This window comes from Micromonospora sp. LZ34 (genome assembly GCF_052981855.1).
Genome location: NZ_JBRIQN010000005.1, coordinates 79,586 through 98,808 on the forward strand (window position 1 = coordinate 79,586; position 19,223 = coordinate 98,808).

Sequence of the window (19,223 nt, forward strand, 5' to 3'; positions counted from 1 at the left end):
CCGGCGGGGCGTGCCGCCGTCCTCGGCCGGTGAGGCTGGAGCCGCCGCCGAGGAACGGAGTCCGTCATGAGCACCGCAACCGCCGTCGCCCCCGCCCCGTCGGGTCGTCCCCGGGACGGGCGACCCGCACCGCGGTGGGCGGTGCGGACCGCCCACCTGATCCCGCTGCTCACCCTCCCGTCGGGGCTGTGGCGCATCGCGCTGGTGGCCGGCGTCCCGCTCGGCACGGTCGGCCTCGACGAGCCGATCCGGGGGTGGCTGGCCGTCTACATCGTGTCGCTGAGCCTGGTCTCCGAGGCGCTTGCGCTGCTCGCGATCGGCCTGGTCCGGCCGTGGGGCGAGGTCCTCCCCCGCTGGCTGCCGCTGGTCGGCGGCCGGCGGGTGCCGCCGCCGTTCGCCGAGACCGCGGCCACCGCGGGCGGCGTCGCGCTCATCCTGATCTGGGGGTACGCCGCGGCCGGCCTGCTCTTGGGCGGCAACGACCTGGGCTTCACCCCGGGCGGGTTCGCGCTGCTGGTGGCCTGCTACGCGCCGCTGCTGCTCTGGGGGCCGCTGCTGCTCGCGCTCACCGCGGCCTACCACCGGCGCCGCTGCCGGAACTGAGCGCGGCGCCCGGAACCGGTCACCCTGCCCGGCCGGCGGGTTCGCACCGTGGACCGGTGCGAACCCGCCGCGGCTCAGTCGTCGACCAGGTGGCCGTCGCGCAGGGTCAGGACGCGGTCGGCCAGGTCGATCAGCGCGGGGTCGTGCGTGGCGACCAGGGCGGTCATCCCCCGGGCGTGCACCACCGCACGCAGCAGGTCCATGATCGACCGGCCGGTCTCCGAGTCGAGCTGGCCGGTGGGCTCGTCGGCGATCAGCAGATCCGGCTCGTTGGCCAGGGCACGGGCCACCGCCACCCGCTGCTGCTGCCCGCCGGAGAGCTCGTACGGCCGCTGCGCCGCGTGCCCGCCGAGTCCGACCAGCTCTAGCAGCACCGCCACCCGCTCCTCCCGCTCCGCCGCCGGCATCCGGGCCAGCCGCAGCGGCACCCCGACGTTCTCCGCGGCGGAGAGGATCGGCACCAGCCCGAAGGTCTGGAAGACGAAGCCGACGGTGCCCCGCCGCAGCTCCAGCAGCTCCCGCTCACCGGCGCTGGTCACCTCGTGCCCGGCCACCACCACCCGGCCGGCGCTCGGCCGGTCCAGCCCGCCGACCAGGTTCAGCAGGGTGGTCTTGCCCGCGCCGGAACGCCCCCGGACGGCCACCAGCTCGCCGCGTCCGGCCCGGAACGAGACGTCCCGGACTGCGTGCACGGCGTGCTCGCCGCGGCCGAAGGTCCGACTCAGCCCCTCCACCCGGACCACCTCGTCGGTCACCACGGCGCTCCCGCCAGCCGTCCGACCCTCCACCACGAACTCCCGCTCGCTCATGCCGGCACTCCGCTCCGCTGCGTGCCGCCATGAGACACCATCGCGCTGAGCCTGATGATTCGCTCGCTCCGCTCGCTCATGCCCCCGCCTCCCGCTCGTCCCGGGCGCGGTCGCCCGGGCGTACCTCCACGTGGTCCGGCTCCAGGTTGAGGCGGACCCGGTCGCGCAGCGACAGCGCGTCGACGAAGGGCGCCGGCAGCTGCATCCGGCCGGACCGGTCGAGCACCGCGTACTCCTCGGCGACCAGTTCCGTGTTGCCGTCGGCGCCGACCCGCGCGGTCCGGCGTACCTCCGAGGCGGTCCGGCCGTCGCGGATCGCGACGGTCCGGCGGACCTGCTCGGCGACGGCGTGGTCGTGGGTGACCACCACGATGGTCACGCCCAGCTCGGCGTTGATGGTCCGCAGCGCGGCGAAGACCTCGGCGCCGGTCGCCTCGTCCAGCTCGCCGGTGGGCTCGTCGGCGAAGAGCACCTCGGGGTCGTTGGCCACCGCCACCGCCACCGCGCAGCGCTGCTGCTCGCCACCGCTGAGCTGGCCAGGCCGGCGGTCGGCGCAGTAGCCGACACCCACCATGTCGAGCAGCTCCCGGGCCCGCTGTCGCCGCGCGCGGCGGCCACCCCGCCGCCCCGCCAGCTGCATCGGCAGCTCGACGTTCTCCAGCGCGGTCAGGTACGGCAGCAGGTTGCGGCCGGTCTGCTGCCAGACGAACCCGACCATCTCCCGGCGGTAGCTCAGGCGGCGGCGGGCGGACAGGTTAAGCAGGTCGTAGTCCGCCACCCGGGCGATGCCGGCGGTCGGCGTGTCCAGCCCGGAGAGGATGTTCAGCAGGGTGGACTTGCCGGAGCCGGACGCGCCCACGATGGCCACCAGCTCGCCCCGGTCGATCACCAGGTCGAGCCCCTGCAGGGCGACCACCTCCACCCCCTCGGTCTTGAAGATGCGGACCAGCCCGTCGCAGACGATGTGCCCGCGCAACCGGTCCCGGCCGCCGGCCCGCTCGGCCGCCCGCTCCGCGGCCCGCGACTGCAGGGCGGCCAGGTCCGGCACGACGGGCGTCTGGGTAGCGGTCATCTCAGCTCTCCTCTCCGAGCCGGAGCACCTCACCGAGGCGCAGCCGGCGGTTGTTCAGGGCCTCGACGGCGACCGCGAAGCCGAGGGCGACAGCCCCGAGCGCGACGACGCCGGCGACCAGGCCGGGCTCGAACGCGACCCGGACGGGGGCGCCGCTGGTGAAGGCCGAAAGGCCGAGCACCGGGGTGAGCAGCAGCGGCAGCAACGCTCCGACGAGCGCACCGGTGAGCACCGACACGCCCACCAGCGGGGCCAACTCGACCAGCAGCAGGCCCCGCCACTGCCGGCGGGACAGGCCGAGGGTCCGCAGCCGGGACAGCACCTGCCCGCGGGCCCGGGCGCCGGCCAGCACGCAGAACGCGATGGCGAGCAGGCCCAGCACCGTGCCGCCGACCGCCCCGGCCACGAACCCGAAGACGAGCACCCCGTTCGCCCCGCCGTCGCCCAACTGGCGACGGGTGTCCGCCCAGGTGGACACCTCGACGCCGCGCGGCCACTCGCGGCCGGTGACCGCGCCGCCGGTCTGGTAGCGGGTCTGCCCCTCGTCGCCGGCCCGGCGCAGCGCCTCGGCGTCCAGACCGTCACCGGCCACCAGAAAACCGGTCGGCACCGGGTCGTAGGCGCGCCGGGGCAGCGCCTGCCACGGCAGGACGACGAACCGGCTGTTGCCCGGCCGGAGCAGCGGGAAGCTCTCCGCCCGGTCGGCGACCCGGAACTCGTACCGCTGGCCCTGCACGGTGACGAAGGCGGAGCCCGCCAGCCCGGCCTCGGCCAGGTCGGCGGCGACCGCCGGGGAGACCACGGCGGGCAGCGGGCCCTGCTGTCCGGCCGGGCCGAGCAGCGCCGCGGGCACCGTGACGTCGACGCCGGCCGACCCGGTGACCCGGGCCAGCCCCGGCCCGTCGACCAGCAGCACGCTCACCGCGGCCATCCGGGCCTCGGTGCCGGCCGCGTCGGACGCCGGCCGCTGTGCCGGTTCGTCGAGCACCGGTGCGGCCGCCCGCACCCCGGGCAGCCGTTCCAGTTCGGCGCCGGTGTCCGGGGCGAGCCGGTCGCCGCGGATCAGCGCGTCCCCCGGCACGGTCCGGCTGGCGGCCCGGTCCCGGCTGGCCTCGATGCCGCCGGCCACCACCGCGCAGAACGCCGCGGTGGCGATGGCCAGCACCACCACGATCAGCGGGGTGGCCGCCACCGACCGGCCGGCCCGGGCGGTGCCCAGGAACGCGACGCTGCCCCGGGTGCGGGCCGCGAGCCGGCTGACCAGGCGCAGCGGCCACGGGTAGAGGCGCACCGCCAGCACGGAAGCGGCGACGGCGAGCAGCACCGGAACCGAGACGAGCAGCGGATCGACCTCGCCGAGGGTCAGGCCACGGCGGCGCAGCAGCACCACCGCGAGGACGGCGAGCACCAGCAGGCCGACCTCCAGCGTCATCCGACGCGCGGAGGGCCGCAGCCGGATCAGGTCGCGCCGCCCGGCGACACCCGTCGGCGCGGCCAGCGTCGCCGCCGGCAGCGCCAGCGTGAACAGGACGGCCGCCACGACGGCGATCAGCGCGGTGTCTCCGGACGCCCCGGGCGCCAGGTTGCCGAGCAGCCAGCCGAGCGCGGCGGCGGGCGGCACCACCAGGAGTGACTCGGCGAGGCTGCGGCGGGCGCCGGCGCCGGCCGCGCCGCCCCGGGCGCGGATCAGGGTGAACTCGGCCCGTCGGCGGCGGACGGTCAACCCGGTGGCCAGCAGGACCAGCCCGGCCAGGGTCGCCATGACGCCGGCCGCGATCACCGCGAGGACGGTCCGGGCGGCGTCCATCCCGAACATGAACTCCCGCAGCGGGATGTCCAGGCCCTGGACGAAGGTCTGGCTCTGCGCCTGCCGGCTCATCTGTTGAATGCTGTCGAGGAGCCCGTCCAGCGCGCGAGCGTCGATTCCGTCGATGCCCAGCCGGTAGCGCCAACTGAACCGCAGGCCCCAGCCCTCCTCCGAGAGGCGGTCCAGCGTGGCGCCGTCGACGACGCCGAGGGCGACGAACGGCATGCCGTCTCCCGGCGGCTCGATCACTTGCAGGATCTGCGGCAGGCCGTACCAGATGCCGTCCGCGCGCTCGCGCGGCTCGAACAGGCCCACGACGGAGATCGGAACGGGATCGGGGGGATTCTCCGCCGCCTCGATCGTGTAGGGCCTGCCGCCCGCACCCTGGGGTGTGGTGGTGAGGGTGAGCGTGCTGCCGACCCGCAGGTTCAGCTTGCGGGCGACCTCCGCGGCCAGCGCCACCTGCACCGGCTGGCCCGCCGGCGCCGCCTGCGGCCAGCGACCCTCGGTCAGCGTGGCCGACTCCGCGATCCCCGGCATGCTCCGCAGACCGAGGTCCACCAGGAGGTTCTTCGCCGCCAGGTCCCGGCCGCGGACCCGTCCCGGATCGGTCTCCGCGGTGAACCACCGCTGCTCGACCCTTTGCCGCACGTCCGGCGGCATACCGGCTTGCAGCCTCTCCAGACCAGCCTGGTACGTGGCCATCAGCGACGTGCCGTTGCCCGCGCTGTAGACCGGCGGCGGGCAGGCGCTGGCGTACGGGGAGCACGGCTCGGTCGAGTACGTCAGGTCCCGCCGCTCGGCCGGTTGGCCGGCTAGGAACGTCCGCGCGCCATGGTCCGCGTACCAGTTCACCACCCGCGGCACCCCGCTGATCAGCATCGTGGCGACCAGCGTCAGCGTCGCGAGCAGCAGGAACTGCCCGCCGTACGCCCGGATCCGGCGGATGACCGCGCCGATCCTCATTTCGCCGCCTCCCCGCTGCTGGTCGTCGCTCCGCTGCACCCGGTCACCGGTCTCCCCCGATCCGCAACTGCGCCGCCGCCACCCGCTGCCGGATGCCGAGGGCGATGAACACGCTGAAGGCCAGCGCCGCCAGCAGGAGGCCGACCGCGGTCGCCCCGATCGGCGCCCAGGGCAGCGCGAACGCCGCCTCGGGCACCGGCCGGCCGGCGGCCGGCGTGAGGATGACCAGCGGAGCCATGGACGCACCGACCGCCGCGCCGAGCAGCAGGCCGACGCCGACGCCGATCCCGGCCAGGAAGGTCTGCTCGGCCAGCAGCGCCCGGGCCAGCAGCCGCGGGCTGGCACCGAGGGTGTGCAGCACGGCGAACTCGGTCAGCCGGTGTCGCGCGGTGGCCCAGACGTCCACCACCAGCCCGACCAGCGCGAGCAGCACGGAGCCCAGCGCGGCGGCGAGCAGCCCGGTCCGGGCCCCCTGCCAGTACGGGTCCCGCGCGGCCTCCCCGGCGACGTCGCGCCGGTCGAGGACGGTGGCGCCGGCCAGTTCGGTGGCGGCCCGGGCCGCCGCGTCGTGCCCACCGGCGTCGGTGCTCACCCACCATTCCGGCACCGGCCGCACCACGCCCTGCGCCCGGACCAGCCAGTCCATCGCGGCGGGCAGGTCCAGCAGCACCCCGGCCCCGGCGGCGGACGGCAGCGCGTCCACCTCGCCGACCAGGGTGACCGGCACGGAGACGCCGGAGAGCGAGAGGGTGTAGGTGTCCCCTTCGCGCAGACTCAGCGCGTCCCGGACGGCGGGGGTCATCAGCGCCGGCACCGGCGGGTTGTCGCCGGCCGGCACGACCACGAACCGGGACGGCGGCTGGAACGCGAACCGGCCACCCGCGAGGAAGTCGACCGCGTGGTCAGCGGTGAGCCCACTCGGGGTCACCGGCACGGTGATGCGGTCCTTCGGCAGGCCGCTGGTCGCCACCCACGTGCCGCCGAGCTCCGCCGGGCGCGCCGTGCCGTCGGCCCCGACCAGCTTCAGGTCGCCGACCGCCAGCCGGTACGACCGGCCCGCCGCGTCGCCGCCGTCGACCTCGAAGCCGGCCAGCCGCAGCCCGGCGCCGCCGGTCTCGGGCAGCTTGACGGTGAACGGGACGGCCCGGCCGTCGCTGTCGGCGGTGGCCACCGGCAGCCGGAAGGCCAACCCGTCAGGCTGGGTCAGCAGGACCGACACGGCGATCTGGTGCGGGCGTAGCGCGTCCTGGACGGGGGTGCGGACGGTGCCGGTGAGCGAGCGGGTGCCGGCGGGCAGCTCGACCCCGGCCGGGGCGGCGCGCCTGCTGACCAGCCGGTCGTACAGCGCCGGCAGCGGAACGTCGGCGAGCCGCTCGTCGAACCGCACCACGTCGGCCGCGGCGGCGGCGTCCACGGCCACCACGGTCACCGGCAGGTCATCCCGGCCGAGGCGCACCTCGTCCCGCCAGGCCGGCAGCGTCCGGTCGACGCCGGCCAGGGCGGCGAACTCTCCGGCGCGCTGCCCCACGCGCTCAGCCGGTACCCCGCCGGCTCGTTCGACAACTCTCAGGTCGGCGCCGACCGTGTGGTCGGCCTGGTCGAGGTGGGACCGTTCGCCGGTGGCGACCAGCGACCAGGCGAGGGTGCTGCCGCCGACGGCGAGGGCGAGCAGCAGCACCGGTCCGGCGTGCGGGCGCCGGCCGGCCTGCCACATGCCGAGCATGGTCGCCGTCCACAGCTTGCGGTCGATAAACCGCTCGGCGAACCGGGTGGCCGGCGGGAGCAGCCGCAACGCCACCACCGCGCCGGCCAGCACGCCGAGCGTCGGCGCGGCGACCAGCAGCGGGTCGATCCCGAGCCGGCCGGCGGCCCCGGCCAGCGGCGAGGAGTACTGGCGCAGCTGCACCCAGGCCAGCACGGCGAGCGCGACCAGCACCAGGTCGAGGCTGGCCCGTTGCACGGCGGCGGCGCGGGTGGGCCGGGACAGGGCCGCCATGTCGGCCACGTACGTCCCGGAGCCGCGCAGCGTCGGCGCGACCATGGCGACCAGGCACCCGGCGGCCGTGGCGGACGCCGCCGCCCAGACCAGCGTGCCGCCACCAACGGTGGCGCTCAGCTCGACCGGTCCGCCGGCCCCCACCAGCCGCAGCGCCTCGCCGGCCAGCAGCGGCCCGAGCGCGGCGGCGGGGAGGACGACCAGGGTCGCCTCGCGGGCGGCGAGGCCGGCCAGCTGCCGGCGGGCCGCGCCGCGGGCGCGCAGCAGCGCGGTCTGGCCCCGCCGGTCCTCGTGCAGCAGCGCGGCGACCAGCACCAGCGCGTACCCGCCGAGGACGATGATCAGCAGCAGCGGGGTGGCCAGCGACGAACGCCCCACCAGGTCGGCCCGGGTGATCCGGTCGATCAGCCGCTCCATGGAGGTGACGGTGCGGGCAGAGGATCCCAGACCGGCCGCCTCCGGCACCTCGGCCACCGCCTCGGCCATCGCCCGGCGCACCTCGGCCAGGCCGCTGGCGCCGGCCGCGACGAGGTCCGGCTCGACCACCCAGGAGGCGGAGACCGAACCCGGGAACATCGCCTCGAAGTCGGCCCGGTCCAGCACGAACGGCCCGTACGAGGTGCCCGAGTCGGCGACGCTGCCGGCCCCGACTCCGGGGGCCAGCTGCCAGTACGGGTCGGTCGCGTCGCGCGGTCGCCAGGTGCCGGCGAGCACCACCTCGCTGGACCGCTCGCTGGCGCGGTCGCGCAGCGGCACCCGGGCGCCCGGGGTTAGCCCCAGGGCAGCGGCGACCTTCTCGGGGAGCGTCACCTGCGCCGGCACCGCGCCCGCGGCCGGCCAGGCGCCGCTGATGAGGTCCGCGTGCGCGGGCAGGTCGTCCAGGGTGGCGAGGTTGGCGAAGATCGGATCGTCGTCCGTCCGCACCACCGGCCCCAGGTCGCCGGTGAGTTCCCGGCCGGTGCCGTAACGGGCGCCGGTGACCGCGACCGGGGCGCCGCCGAGTCCGTGGGCGAAGCCGTCGCGGATCGCCCGGTCCCGGGTGGCGAACTCGGCCATGTCCTTGCCGGCGGAACCGGTCACCAGCAGGCTGCGTTCCTCGACGGGCGCGCTGGCGAGCAGTGCGCGCTGCCCGGCCTCGACCGCCCGACGGCTGTAGTCGGAGAGCCCGGTGACCAACGCGACCGCGACCAGTGCCGCCACCACGGCGGCGGCCAGCAAGCCCCGTGCCGCCCGGGCCCGCCTCCACACCAGCTTCATCCGACGCCCTCCCCTGGCCCCCGTCGGGCCGATGAACAGCTAAAGCGGTGACGGGTAGGGAAAGGTTCGCGCCCGTTACTTGATCGTTACCCGGCGGCCCGGCCGGGCGCCGGCGACAGCGGCGTGCGTGAGCCACACGAGGTGCGGCATCTCGGGCTGCCGCCGGCCCCGGACGCCCCGACCTGCCGCAACCCGGGTCGACCAACCGGCGGCACCCCCACGGTGTCGCCGATCCGGCGGTATCGGCCCTGGGTGGATACCGCCGGACCGGCGATGCGGAGTTGATCGAGTCACCGCCGCCGGTGCGCCGGGCGCTGGCACCGGAGTGCTTCGATCGGCGGCATGGAAACTCCGCTCACCATCCTGCTGCTGGCCGTCGTCGCGCTGCTCATCGCGCAGCTGGCGCGCACGCCCCAGCAGTCGGGCACCGCCTACCGGCTCAGCGAGATCGAGCGTCGGCTGAAGCTCGTCATGGACCACCTGGGGGTGGACGACCGGACGCCGGCGCCGGCGGAGGTCCGCGAGCACCTCGCGCGGGGCGACAAGATCAAGGCGATCGCCGCGTACCGGAAGGCGACCGGCGCCGACCTGCGCTCGGCCAAGGCGGCCGTCGAGAGCCTCACCGGCCCCCGCTGACGGCACTCAGTCCGTCGTCAGCTCAGGCCGGTGCTGCCGGATCCACTTCTCGACGTCAGACTTCCGCCACACCTTGCCCATCGCCAACACCGCGATCGGCTCGGGGAAGTTCCGCTGATTGGCGATCACGCTCGCCCGCTGGCGCGACACGTTCCCGAGCATCTCCCGGATCTCTGCGACGCCCACAAGCTCCACAGGGTTGACGGTAGGCAGCGGCACAGACGTTGCGCTCTGACAACTACGGAGACTGTTGATATAGACAACAGCTCCGGGCAGTCTGGAGGGGTGATCGAGCCGAAGGTTTCCGCTGCTGGCAGGCAACCTCTGGGCAGCCTGCACCGGGTGCACCAACACCTGCCCATGCGTCCGCTCTGGCGTTGCCGCGTATGCGCCGCCACGTGGCCGTGCCCGGCTGACCGCATGCTGCTGCGGCACGAGTTCCAGGCGGACCGGGTGGCGCTCTCCATCTACATGGCCAGCCAATTGTTCGACGCGACGGCTGACCTGATCGAAACTCAACCCCAACTCCTGCCGGGACCCGGCAGAACTGTTCGAGCGGTTCCTCGCGTGGACCGTCCGGCGGCCGACGAAGGGACCAGGTCAAATTCCTTGATCGGATGACGGTGAGCAGGTTGTGAAGCAGTGATCCGGCCTGCTCGTGATCAGACGATCATGAGCGGGGCGCGGACGCGGTAGCGCGGGGGTCAGCGGGGGCGGTCGCGGTCCTTGGAGGGCTGCACCCGCTTGGGTTCACCCGGCATCTTGGGGTGGTCGGGCGGGTAGGGCATGTCCCCCTGGCCGGCGGCGGCGTCCCGCTCCGCCCACTCCAGCAGCGGCGTGATGTCCCACGCCGTGTCGTTGATGCCGGCGTGCGGGTCGCCGCGCTCGGCGAGCCGGGCCGGCACGGTACGCAGGTCGAAGTCGTCCGGGTCGACGTCGGGCAGTTCGTCCCAGCCGACCGGGGTGGAGACGGTGGCGCGAGCGTTGGCCCGCAGCGAGTAGGCGCAGGCGATGGTGCGGTCCCGCGCCATCTGGTTGAAGTCGACGAAGACCCGGGTGCCGCGCTCCTCCTTCCACCACGCGGTGGTGACCAGTTCCGGCCGGCGGCGCTCCAGCTCACGGGCCAGCGCGATGGTGGCCCGGCGCACCTCGACGAACGTCCAGCGCGGCTGGATCCGCAGGTAGACGTGCACGCCCCGGCCGCCGGAGGTCTTCGGCCAGCCGGTGGCGCCCAGCTCGTCGAGGATGGCGCGCAGCTCGCCGGCGGCCATGGCCGCGTCGGCGAAGTCGGTGCCGGGCTGGGGGTCGAGGTCGACCCGCAGCTCGTCGGGATGGTCGACGTCGGCCGCGCGGACCGGCCACGGGTGGAACACGACCGTGCCCATCTGTGCGGCCCAGGCCACGTGCGCCAGGTCGGCCGGGCAGAGTTCGGCTGCCTTCCGGCCGCTGGGGAAGCTGATCTCGGCGGTGGCCACCCACGGCGGCACGCCCCGGGTGGGCACCCGCTTCTGGAAGAACATCTCCCCCTCGATGCCCTCGGGGAAGCGCTGCAACGTGGTCGGGCGGTCGCGCAGGGCACGCATGATCCCCTCGCCGACGCCGAGGTAGTAGTGGAAGACGTCCGCCTTGGTGAAGCCCCGCTGCGGGAAGATGACCCGGTCGGGGCTGCTCAGCCGTACGGTGTGCCCGGCCACCTCGATCTCTTCGGCCGCAGCCTTCGTGCCACCCATTGCGCGACCATATGCCACCGGTCCGACGTTCGACGTACCGTTGGTGGGTGAGTCTCGACGACACCGAACTGCCCCGCACCGAGGAAGAGTGGCGGGTCCGGCTCAGCCCCGAGGAGTTCCGGGTGCTGCGCGAGGCCGGCACCGAGCCCCCGTGGACCGGCGAGTACGTGGACACCAAGACGTCCGGCGTCTACCACTGCCGGGCCTGCGGGCTGGAGCTCTTCTCCAGTGACACCAAGTTCGACTCGCACTGCGGCTGGCCGAGCTTCGACGACGCCATCCCCGGCCGGGTCAAGGAGATCGAGGACCGCAGCCTCGGCATGAGCCGGACCGAGATCCGCTGTGCCCGCTGCGACAGCCACCTCGGGCACGTCTTCCACGGCGAGGGTTTCACCCCGAAGGACACCCGGCACTGCGTCAACTCGCTCTCCATCCGGCTGGAGCCGCGCTGACCGAGGGCTGGCACCGGTCGACTACCTGTTGACGGGTGACCCTCCTCGACGTACGCCGGCTGGCGGCGATCGACCTGCACGGCTCGGCCGGGTCCCCGGTCCGGCGCCGGGTGATCCTGGCCGAGTTCGTCCTCGGCACGATCGGCTGCCTGGCGCTGGGCGGACGGCTCCTCGTGGGCGCCGGTGGTCCGCTCGACGTCGTGCTCGGCGGGTATCTCGCGGTGCTCGGCCTGAACTACCTTCCGCTCGCCCTGCACGCCGTGGCGCTGCGCCGGCCCGGCGCGCTGGCCCGCGAGCTGGCCGGGGTCGACATCCACGGTGAGCTGCGTCGCTACACCCTGCGCCAGCTCTGGGTGCTGGTGCCGCTGCTGCCGGTCGCGCTCGCCCTCCGGCAGGCGCGCCGGCGCTGACCACGCACGACGCCCGCGGTCGGCGGCGCGGCGCCGGTGACCCGCGCCGCCCGGAGCCACGCCGCCGGGGGCGGGCGACGGTGACACGCCGGGACCGGGCGGACCACCCCTCCCCCCGCGACAGCCGGCACCCCGCCGCTTCCTCGCAGCCGGGCGGGCCACTCCACCGCTCCTCCCGCGACAGCCGGACACCCCGCACTCCCCCGCAGCCGGGCGGGCCACCCCACCGCTCCCCCGCCACGGCCGGGTACCCCGCCGCTTCCCGCGGCCGGTCGGTTGCGCCGCGGCTCACCGGCCGGCGGCCGGCCGCCCCGCCATCAGCTGGACCTGGGCGGTGCGTGACTGTTCGACGCGCCGGGCGAGGTCAGCCACCTCCGGGTTGACCGCGGTCGCCAGATGCGCCCGGGCCAGGTCGGCGGCGGCCTGCTGGTGCGCGATGAGCACCTCGCGCAGCACCCGGTCGACGTCGACCCCGGTGGCCGACCGCAGTCGGTCGAGGTCGGCGGCGTCGGCGTGCCCGGCGTGGTCGTGCCGACCGGCGGTCGCGGCCGGATCGGCGGTGCGCAGCCAGGTGCGCATGGTCACCAACTCGTCGGCCTCGGTCGTTTCGATCGCGGCGACCAGGGTGCGCAGCTCGCCGTCGGTCACCCGGTCCCGAGCCAGCCGTGCGATCTCCAGGGTCCGCTCGGTGTGGGCCACCATCATGGTCAGGAACACCACGTCGAGGCCGCGGATGGCGGCGCTCGCCGTGCCGACGGGCGCGGGGGCGCCCGCCGGCGGCGGTGCGGGATCGGCAGCGCAGCCGGCCGCCAGCAGCAGGGTGAGCAGCGCGGCGACGGCGGGCCGGCGCCGCCGGCCGGTGGCCCGGACGCGACGCAGGACGGGTGCGGCGCGTGCCGGCACGGGCCGCACCCGTACGGTCAGACCTGACTCCACAGCGCCGGCACGTTCGGCGGCTCCCACCCGGCGATCGCGGTGTGCGCCTGGCGGCAGCGGTAGCTCAGCCCGTTGTAGGTGACCTGGTCACCGACCTGGTAGGCGCGACCGGCGGTCCAGGTGCCGCCCGGGGCGGGCGGGCTGGTCGGAGCGGTCGGCGTCGGGGTGGGCGACGTGGTGCGGGTCGGGCTCGGCGTCGGGCTGGGCGTCGGTCCGCCGCCCCCGCCGCCGATCTGCAGGTCGACGCAGGAGTAGAACGCGTTGGCGGTGTCGGCGATGTTCCAGATGGCGAGGACCTTCTGCCGGCCCGAGTAGCCGCCCAGGTTGACGGTGTGCGACACGGTTGAGCCGGGCTGCTGCCCACCGCCGTTGAAGACGGCGACCCGGGTGCCGCCGATGTAGTACTCCCAGTTGCTGGTGGCGTGCCGGGCGGTGTTGACCCAGGTGAAGGTCACCGAGCTGCCGACCGAGGTGGCCGGCCAGCCCCGGCTGTCGTCGTTGAGGACGGCGAAGTGGGCGATGTTGGCGTGGCAGTTGCGCAGCCCCTTCGGGCCCTCGACGCTCTGCGGCTCGTACTTGATCTGGCCGCAGTCCGGGACCCGGTTCTGCGCGCAGAGCGCCTGGCGGCTGGGCGGCGACGAGACGTAGCCGTGCGCCTGCGCGGGGGCGGCGACGGCGAGCGAGGACACGACGGCGCCCGCCGCCACGAGCGGGACGGTGATTCTTCGACGCATGGTGGCATCTCCCTCGGCTCGGGCCTGCGGTGATGCCATCAACGTAAATTAAACCTTGTTAACAGTAAAGACTCCTATCGATAAAATCATCGATGTAGCTCAACTTCTCACGTGTCGTGGCGACGTGGTTCCGTCCCGTGAGTGGCGAGGTCAGAGCCGCAGCAGGCCACCCCGCTCGTCGACCTCGTCGGCGGAGTCGTCGTCCAGCCAGATCCCGCCGGTGGCGAGGTAGCGGAAGCGGTACTCCCCCGGGCCGAGCTTCACCGTCACCGTCCGGGTGCCGTCCCGGCGGGCCACCAGCTCGTGCCGGCCGGGCTCCCAGCCGTTGAAACAGCCGACGACGCTCACCGTGCCGGGCGGGGCGTCCCGGGGGAGGCAGAAGGTGACCCGGGTCTGGTTGCCGAAGAGCCTGTTGCGCTTGATCACGTGTTCCTCCGGGGTCGGGCGGTCCAGCAGGTACAACGCCCGACACGCCGGGGGCGACACGCCGCCAGGTGAGGCCGGGTTGCCCGTTTCGCCCGCCTGGGCCGGACGCGTGCCGCAGGCTGGGGGAAACGTTCCGTTTCGGAGGGATCTGTCGTGGCAACCTGCGAGGTCTGCGGTAACGACTACTGGATGACGTTCGAGGTGCGGACCGTCAGCGGCGACGTGCACACCTTCGACTCGTTCGAGTGCGCGGCGCACAAGCTGGCACCGATCTGCGAGCACTGCCAGATCAAGATCATCGGCCATGGCGTCGAGGTCTCCGGCCGCTTCTTCTGCTGCGCGCACTGCGCCCGCGCGGTCGAAGGCGCCCAGGGCGCCGAGGTCCGCGACGCCGTCGGCGCCCGCCCCGCCTGACCGGCACCCGGCACCCGGCACCCGGCACCCGGCACCCGGCACCCGGCACCCGGCACCCGGCACCCGGCACCCGGCACCCGGCACCCGGCACCCGGCACCCGGCACCCATGATTGTCTGCTGACCAGCAGGGCGACACGCCGGGACGGGCCCTGCGCACGATCAGACGATCGAGGACCAGCCCCGCCGGGGAGCCGGCGGGGGCCCCGCCGGCTCCCCGGCGGGTGGGCGGGAGGAGCTGGCGCAGCGCGACCTAGGATCGCGGGATGCCGTCGCTGAGCACCGAGGTCCGGGTCGCCCGGTTCGCCGACCTGGACGCCCGCACCTTCCACGACCTGCTGAGGCTGCGCATCGACGTGTTCGTGGTCGAGCAGCGGTGCCCGTACCCGGAACTCGACGGTCGGGACGTCGAGCCCGGCACCCGGCACCTCTGGCTGGACCACGACGGCGCGCCGCTGGCGTACCTGCGGATCCTGGCCGACCCGGGCGGCGTGGCCCGGATCGGCCGGGTGGTGGTGGCTCCGGCGGCCCGGGGCGGCGGCCACGCCGGCCGGCTGATGGCCGCGGCGCTCGCCGAGGTCGGCGACCGGCCCTGCGTGCTGGAGGCGCAGACCTACCTGGTCGACTTCTACGCCCGGCACGGCTTCACGGTCAGCGGTCCGGAGTACGTCGAGGACGGCATCCCGCACACCCCGATGCGGCGCGGACCCATTGACGGCTGACGATTGACGTGGCAGCCTGCCGGGCAGAGCCACGGGAGCCACGCGAGCGCCGGGAGGGGCAACTCCCGGCCGTCCGGGCATCGTCGTCCGACCTCTGCCCTGGGGGCTCCCCTTGTCCACTCAGCTTCGAAAAACACCCGTCCTGTGGCTGCTCGCCGTCGCGGCGGCCGCCGTCCTGCTGCTGACCACGGCGCTGGCCAATCCGGTCTCCGCGCACGGTTCCGTGGTCGACCCCGCGTCCCGCAACTACGGCTGCTGGCAGCGCTGGGCAGCGACTTCCAGAATCCCCGGATGGCCACCGAGGATCCGATGTGCTGGCAGGCCTGGCAGGGCCAACCCGAACGCCATGTGGAACTGGAACGGCCTGTTCCGTGAGGGCGTCGCCGGCAACCACCAGGCCGCCATCCCGAACGGCCAGCTCTGCAGCGCCGGCCACACCGAGGGCGGGCGGTACAACGCGCTCGACGCGGTCGGCGCCTGGAAGACCGCCCCGGTGGCGAACAGCTTCCGGGTCCGCCTGTACGACCAGGCCAGCCACGGCGCCGACTACATCCGGGTGTACGTGACCCGGCAGGGCTTCAACGCGCTGACCGAGCCGCTCGGCTGGGACGACCTGGAACTGGCCGGCCAGATCGGCAACACCCCGGCGTCGCAGTGGAAGCCGGAGACGAACGGCGTGTCCATCGAGATCCCGGCGAACGCGCCGGGTCGCACCGGCCGGCACATCGTGTACACGATCTGGCAGGCCAGCCACCTGGACCAGTCGTACTACCTGTGCAGTGACGTGGACTTCTCCGGCGGCGGACCCACCACCCCGCCCCCGACCACGCCGCCGCCGACCACCCCGCCGCCCACCACGCCCCCGCCGACCACCCCGCCGCCGACGACTCCCCCGCCGGCGGGCGCGTGCACGGCGACGTACCGGGTCACCGGGCAATGGGCCGGCGGCTTCCAGGCCGAGGTGCAGGTGACCAACGGCGGGTCACCGATCAGTGGCTGGTCGGTGAGCTGGACCTACGCGGACGGCCAACGGGTCAGCTCGGCGTGGAACGCCACGGTCAGCAGCAACGGAACGCTGGTGACCGCGCGCAACGTCGGCCACAACGGCAGCCTCGGCGCCGGCGCGAGCACCACGTTCGGCTTCCTCGGCACGTGGAACGGCAGCAACACCGCGCCGCTGCCGAGCTGCACGACGAGCAGGTGATCTCCGGCCGGGGCCGCGGCCCACTCCCTCCGGACGCGGCCCCGGCCGGCCCTCGCGGATCGACCGACGCACCCTCCGACCCGGACCCACGCCGGTCGGCCAGGGCAGCCGGCCGGGACATCCGGGCCGGTCAGCCGGGCCGGCCGGCCAACCGGTCCGGCAGGTCGAACAGGGAGGTGAGCCGGCGTCCGGCGGGCACCGGATGCCGGCCCGCCGGGTCGATCAGGAACGACCGGATGCCCGCCGCCTCCGGCCCGGCGAAGTCGGCAACGAAGGTGTCGCCGACGAAGACGGTGGCCGCCGCCGGTACGCCGACCGCGTCGAGCGCCGCCGCGTAGATCGCCGGGTGGGGCTTGCGCCAGCCCACCTCGACGGAGGTGACCACCGCGTCGACCAGGTGCGCGACACCGATGGCGGCCAGGTGGTCGGGGACCAGCTCCGCCCGGTGGGTGTTGGTGACCACGGCGAGCCGGTACCGGCCGGCGAGCCGGGCGAGCAGCTCGGCCATCCCGGCCGGGCAGCGCACCCCGCTGTTCCACTCGGCCAGGTAGGTGCCCACGAACGTCTCGACGTCGGCCGGGTCAGGCACGCCGCCGAGGACCCGGCGCAGGAACTCGGTGCCGAGTTCGGTCATCGAGAACTCCCGGTCGTCGACGTCGCTACGCCGGTCGAACTCGGCGGAGACGGCCGACCACGCGGCCAGGAACTCGCGGTAGCCCAGCGGGGAACCCCAGTCGGCCAGCAGCGCGTGGCTGCGGTCGAACCCCTGGTCGGTGCGGCTCGGCGAGTAGTCGACGACGGTGCCGAAGAAGTCGAGCAGCAGGTGGGTGCAGCCGGAGAACGCCATCGCCGAATCCTGCCAAGGTCAACGCCGGATCCGCGCCCCGGGGTGCCGCGCGACCGCGGCGGCCGGCAACCGCGCAGGCGGTGCCGGCCCCGGGCGTCAGACCAGGCAGTTGACGATGTCGGCGATGGATCGGCGGCGACCGGTGAAGAACGGGATCTCCTCCCGGACGTGCCGGCGGGCGCCCGAGGCGCGCAGGTCACGCATCAGGTCAACGATCCGGTGCAGCTCGTCGGCCTCGAAGGCGAGCATCCACTCGTAGTCACCGAGGGCGAACGAGGCGACCGTGTTGGCCCGCACGTCCGGGTAGCCGCGGGCCAACCGGCCGTGCTCGGCGAGCAGCTCACGCCGCTCCGCGTCGGGCAGCAGGTACCACTCGTACGAGCGCACGAACGGGTAGACGCACACGTAGCGGCGGGCCTCCTCGCCGCCCAGGAACGCCGGGATGTGGCTCTTGTTGAACTCGGCCGGCCGGTGCAGCGCCATCTGCGACCAGACCGGGGTCAGCGCCCGGCCCAGGGCGGTACGGCGGAATCGCAGGTAGGCGTCCTGGAGCGCGTCGCTGGACTCCGCGTGCCACCAGATCAACAGGTCCGCGTCGGCGCGCAGCCCGGCGACGTCGTACGTGCCCCGGATCACCACGTCCTTGCCGGCCAGCTCCTCGAAGAGCGCCTCGACCTCGCCGGTGACGTTGTCCCGCAGCGACGGCAGCGGGCTGCTGGCCCGGAACACCGACCACATGGTGTAGCGGACGGTCGCGTTCAGCTCGCGCAGCCGGGCCGCGTTGGTCTGCTCGGTCATCTCGCCGATCCTTCCAGTGCTGTGATGATCTCGTCGGCCGCCGTCGCGCCGGAGTGGACGCAGGCCGGGATGCCGACCCCGTCGTACGCGGCGCCGGCCAGGGCCAGGGTGGGGTGGTCCGCCCGCAGCGCGGCCCGGGCGGCGGCGACCCGGGCGGCGTGGCCGGGGGTGTACTGCGGCAGCGCACCGCCCCACCGCTGCACGTGCCCGGCCACCGGGGTGGGCAGCGGGACGCCGAGCACCGCCGACAGCTCCCGGTGCACGGTCGCCACCAGGTCCTCGTCCGGGCGCTGCAGCTGCGCCTCCTCGCCGTACCGGCCGACCGAGGCGCGGACCAGCGCCAGCCCGTCCGGCCGGCGCAGGTGCCCCCACTTGGTGGTGAAGAACGTCGACGCCTTGATCAGCAAGCCCTCGGTGCTCGGCACCAGGAAGCCGGACAGCTCCGGCAGCTCCGGCGCGGGCAACGCCAGGGTGACCAGCGCGACGCTGGCGTAGTCCAGCCGGCCGACGGTGCCGGCCAGCTCCAGCGCGGGCCCGGCGAGCAGCCGGGCGGCCGGGCGCGCCGGCACGGCGAGCACCACCGCGTCGACCTCGACGTGCTCCGGGTCCCGCGTCGGGCCGACGGTCAGCCGCCAGCCGGCCGGTGTCGGGTGCAGTTCGCGGACGGCCGCGTTCCGGCGGACCGTCGCGCCGCTGGCCCGCGCCGCCGCCTCGACCAGGGTGCCGAGCCCGCCGGCCAGGGTGCCGAAGACCGGGGCACCCGGGGCGCGCGGCGCGGCGGCCTGCGCAGCCCGCACGGCGCCGACCAGGGTGTGCTCCACCCGGGCCGTCCGGGCCAACGCGGGCATCGTGGTGACCAGCGACAGGTCGTCGGCGCGACCGGCGTACACCCCGCCGAGCATCGGGTCGACCAGCCGGTCGACCACCTCGTCGCCGAACCGGGACCGGACCAGGGCACCGACGCTGACGTCCTCGTCGGGGCCGAGCAGCGGGTGGCCCTCGTCGCGGTCGGCCGCCGCGTCCGGCCGGGCCACCGTCGCCACCCGGTCCAGATCCCCCGGTACGCCCACCAGCGTGCCGCCGGGGACCGGACGCAGTTCCCCGGCCACGGCGAGCGCGGCCTGCCCGACGGTCGGGTGGACGATCCGGTCGGCCAGCCCGAGCCGGCGGACCAGGGCGACCGCGGCCGACTGGCCGCCGGCCGGGTCGCGCATGAGGAAGGACTCGGCGCCGAACTCCACCGGCTGACCGGCCAGCTCCCCGGTACGCAGCTTCCCGCCGAGCGCGCCGGACTGCTCGTACACGGTGATCCGGGTGCCTTCCGGGGCGCGATCGTGCACCTGGAGGGCGGCGGCCAGCCCGGCGATCCCGCCGCCCACCACCGCCACCCGCCACGGCCGCGCCAC

Annotated in this window: 19 protein-coding genes; 7 read left to right on the top strand and 12 right to left on the bottom strand. The window is 74.9% G+C overall.

Annotated elements, in window-relative coordinates; genetic code table 11:
• Positions 1–66 precede the first annotated feature (66 nt).
• Positions 67–603 carry a hypothetical protein gene (locus ACVCAH_RS08060; RefSeq protein WP_447135416.1) on the top strand — a complete coding sequence of 179 codons (537 nt, stop codon included), beginning with the start codon at positions 67–69 and terminating at the stop codon, positions 601–603.
• 74 nt (positions 604–677) lie between these two features.
• Here ACVCAH_RS08060 and ACVCAH_RS08065 read toward each other — a convergent pair whose 3' ends face one another.
• The 4 genes from ACVCAH_RS08065 to ACVCAH_RS08080 all read right to left on the bottom strand — a co-directional run bounded on the left by ACVCAH_RS08065 (position 678) and on the right by ACVCAH_RS08080 (position 8,510).
• The gene (locus ACVCAH_RS08065) at positions 678–1,412 is read right to left on the bottom strand and encodes an ABC transporter ATP-binding protein (RefSeq protein WP_447135417.1); all 735 of its coding nucleotides are present in this window, start codon (positions 1,410–1,412) and stop codon (positions 678–680) included.
• Between the two features lie 76 nt (positions 1,413–1,488).
• Complete coding sequence (locus ACVCAH_RS08070; RefSeq protein ID WP_447135418.1) at positions 1,489–2,484, bottom strand: ABC transporter ATP-binding protein; 996 nt, start codon at positions 2,482–2,484, stop codon at positions 1,489–1,491.
• Position 2,485: 1 nt separating this feature from the next.
• Positions 2,486–5,257 (bottom strand): FtsX-like permease family protein, encoded by a 2,772-nt coding sequence (locus ACVCAH_RS08075; RefSeq protein WP_447135419.1) that lies wholly within the window; start codon positions 5,255–5,257, stop codon positions 2,486–2,488.
• 43 nt (positions 5,258–5,300) lie between these two features.
• Positions 5,301–8,510, bottom strand: a complete 3,210-nt coding sequence (locus ACVCAH_RS08080) for an FtsX-like permease family protein (protein WP_447135420.1) — start codon at positions 8,508–8,510, stop codon at positions 5,301–5,303.
• A gap of 342 nt (positions 8,511–8,852) precedes the next feature.
• On the opposite strand from ACVCAH_RS08080, the gene ACVCAH_RS08085 reads away from it, so the two are divergent.
• Complete coding sequence (locus ACVCAH_RS08085) at positions 8,853–9,146, top strand: hypothetical protein (protein WP_447135421.1); 294 nt, start codon at positions 8,853–8,855, stop codon at positions 9,144–9,146.
• A 6-nt stretch (positions 9,147–9,152) separates the two neighbouring features.
• On the opposite strand, the gene ACVCAH_RS08090 is transcribed toward ACVCAH_RS08085, so the two are convergent.
• On the bottom strand, positions 9,153–9,665 hold the full coding sequence (locus ACVCAH_RS08090; protein ID WP_447135422.1) for a helix-turn-helix transcriptional regulator: 513 nt from the start codon (positions 9,663–9,665) through the stop codon (positions 9,153–9,155).
• 185 nt (positions 9,666–9,850) lie between these two features.
• The gene (ligD, locus tag ACVCAH_RS08095) at positions 9,851–10,876 is read right to left on the bottom strand and encodes a non-homologous end-joining DNA ligase (RefSeq protein ID WP_447135423.1); all 1,026 of its coding nucleotides are present in this window, start codon (positions 10,874–10,876) and stop codon (positions 9,851–9,853) included.
• 47 nt (positions 10,877–10,923) lie between these two features.
• Between ligD and msrB the strand changes: the two genes are divergently transcribed.
• Positions 10,924–11,328, top strand: coding sequence for a peptide-methionine (R)-S-oxide reductase MsrB (gene msrB, locus ACVCAH_RS08100; protein ID WP_447135424.1), 405 nt, complete (start codon positions 10,924–10,926; stop codon positions 11,326–11,328).
• 35 nt (positions 11,329–11,363) lie between these two features.
• On the top strand, positions 11,364–11,738 hold the full coding sequence (locus tag ACVCAH_RS08105) for a hypothetical protein (RefSeq protein WP_447135425.1): 375 nt from the start codon (positions 11,364–11,366) through the stop codon (positions 11,736–11,738).
• 288 nt (positions 11,739–12,026) lie between these two features.
• Here the strand turns inward: ACVCAH_RS08105 and ACVCAH_RS08110 are convergent, their stop codons facing one another.
• From ACVCAH_RS08110 to ACVCAH_RS08120, 3 genes are all read right to left on the bottom strand, one after another.
• The gene (locus ACVCAH_RS08110) at positions 12,027–12,641 is read right to left on the bottom strand and encodes a DUF305 domain-containing protein (protein WP_447135426.1); all 615 of its coding nucleotides are present in this window, start codon (positions 12,639–12,641) and stop codon (positions 12,027–12,029) included.
• Positions 12,642–12,658: 17 nt separating this feature from the next.
• Entirely contained in the window at positions 12,659–13,408 is a 750-nt protein-coding gene (locus ACVCAH_RS08115) for a lytic polysaccharide monooxygenase (RefSeq protein ID WP_447135427.1), read from the bottom strand.
• A gap of 150 nt (positions 13,409–13,558) precedes the next feature.
• Positions 13,559–13,834, bottom strand: a complete 276-nt coding sequence (locus ACVCAH_RS08120) for an isoamylase early set domain-containing protein (RefSeq protein WP_447135606.1) — start codon at positions 13,832–13,834, stop codon at positions 13,559–13,561.
• Between the two features lie 153 nt (positions 13,835–13,987).
• On the opposite strand from ACVCAH_RS08120, the gene ACVCAH_RS08125 reads away from it, so the two are divergent.
• The 3 genes from ACVCAH_RS08125 (at position 13,988) to ACVCAH_RS08135 (ending at position 16,172) form a co-directional block, all read left to right on the top strand.
• The gene (locus ACVCAH_RS08125) at positions 13,988–14,248 is read left to right on the top strand and encodes a Prokaryotic metallothionein (RefSeq protein ID WP_447135428.1); all 261 of its coding nucleotides are present in this window, start codon (positions 13,988–13,990) and stop codon (positions 14,246–14,248) included.
• 264 nt (positions 14,249–14,512) lie between these two features.
• The gene (locus ACVCAH_RS08130; protein ID WP_447135429.1) at positions 14,513–14,968 is read left to right on the top strand and encodes a GNAT family N-acetyltransferase; all 456 of its coding nucleotides are present in this window, start codon (positions 14,513–14,515) and stop codon (positions 14,966–14,968) included.
• Positions 14,969–15,080: 112 nt separating this feature from the next.
• Entirely contained in the window at positions 15,081–16,172 is a 1,092-nt protein-coding gene (locus tag ACVCAH_RS08135) for a lytic polysaccharide monooxygenase auxiliary activity family 9 protein (protein WP_447135430.1), read from the top strand.
• Positions 16,173–16,302: 130 nt separating this feature from the next.
• Here the strand turns inward: ACVCAH_RS08135 and ACVCAH_RS08140 are convergent, their stop codons facing one another.
• The 3 genes from ACVCAH_RS08140 to hemG form a co-directional block, all read right to left on the bottom strand.
• A complete protein-coding gene (locus tag ACVCAH_RS08140) occupies positions 16,303–17,019 on the bottom strand; it encodes an HAD family hydrolase (protein WP_447135431.1) in 717 nt (238 codons plus the stop codon).
• Positions 17,020–17,115: 96 nt separating this feature from the next.
• Positions 17,116–17,817 (bottom strand): hydrogen peroxide-dependent heme synthase, encoded by a 702-nt coding sequence (gene hemQ / locus ACVCAH_RS08145; protein WP_447135432.1) that lies wholly within the window; start codon positions 17,815–17,817, stop codon positions 17,116–17,118.
• The gene (hemG, locus tag ACVCAH_RS08150) at positions 17,814–19,223 is read right to left on the bottom strand and encodes a protoporphyrinogen oxidase (RefSeq protein ID WP_447135433.1); all 1,410 of its coding nucleotides are present in this window, start codon (positions 19,221–19,223) and stop codon (positions 17,814–17,816) included. The genes hemQ and hemG overlap by 4 nt, the downstream gene beginning before the upstream one ends.

Excerpts from the sequence above, each read along its gene's own strand:
- ACVCAH_RS08080 (WP_447135420.1), bottom strand. The coding sequence starts at position 8,510 with ATGAAGCTGGTGTGGAGGCGGGCCCGGGCGGCACGGGGCTTGCTGGCC.
- ACVCAH_RS08085 (WP_447135421.1), top strand. The coding sequence starts at position 8,853 with ATGGAAACTCCGCTCACCATCCTGCTGCTGGCCGTCGTCGCGCTGCTC.
- ACVCAH_RS08115 (WP_447135427.1), bottom strand. The coding sequence starts at position 13,408 with ATGCGTCGAAGAATCACCGTCCCGCTCGTGGCGGCGGGCGCCGTCGTG.
- ACVCAH_RS08140 (WP_447135431.1), bottom strand. The coding sequence starts at position 17,019 with ATGGCGTTCTCCGGCTGCACCCACCTGCTGCTCGACTTCTTCGGCACC.
- ACVCAH_RS08130 (WP_447135429.1), top strand. The coding sequence starts at position 14,513 with ATGCCGTCGCTGAGCACCGAGGTCCGGGTCGCCCGGTTCGCCGACCTG.
- ACVCAH_RS08075 (WP_447135419.1), bottom strand. The coding sequence starts at position 5,257 with ATGAGGATCGGCGCGGTCATCCGCCGGATCCGGGCGTACGGCGGGCAG.
- hemQ (WP_447135432.1), bottom strand. The coding sequence starts at position 17,817 with ATGACCGAGCAGACCAACGCGGCCCGGCTGCGCGAGCTGAACGCGACC.
- ACVCAH_RS08060 (WP_447135416.1), top strand. The coding sequence starts at position 67 with ATGAGCACCGCAACCGCCGTCGCCCCCGCCCCGTCGGGTCGTCCCCGG.
- ligD (WP_447135423.1), bottom strand. The coding sequence starts at position 10,876 with ATGGGTGGCACGAAGGCTGCGGCCGAAGAGATCGAGGTGGCCGGGCAC.
- ACVCAH_RS08065 (WP_447135417.1), bottom strand. The coding sequence starts at position 1,412 with ATGAGCGAGCGGGAGTTCGTGGTGGAGGGTCGGACGGCTGGCGGGAGC.
- ACVCAH_RS08070 (WP_447135418.1), bottom strand. The coding sequence starts at position 2,484 with ATGACCGCTACCCAGACGCCCGTCGTGCCGGACCTGGCCGCCCTGCAG.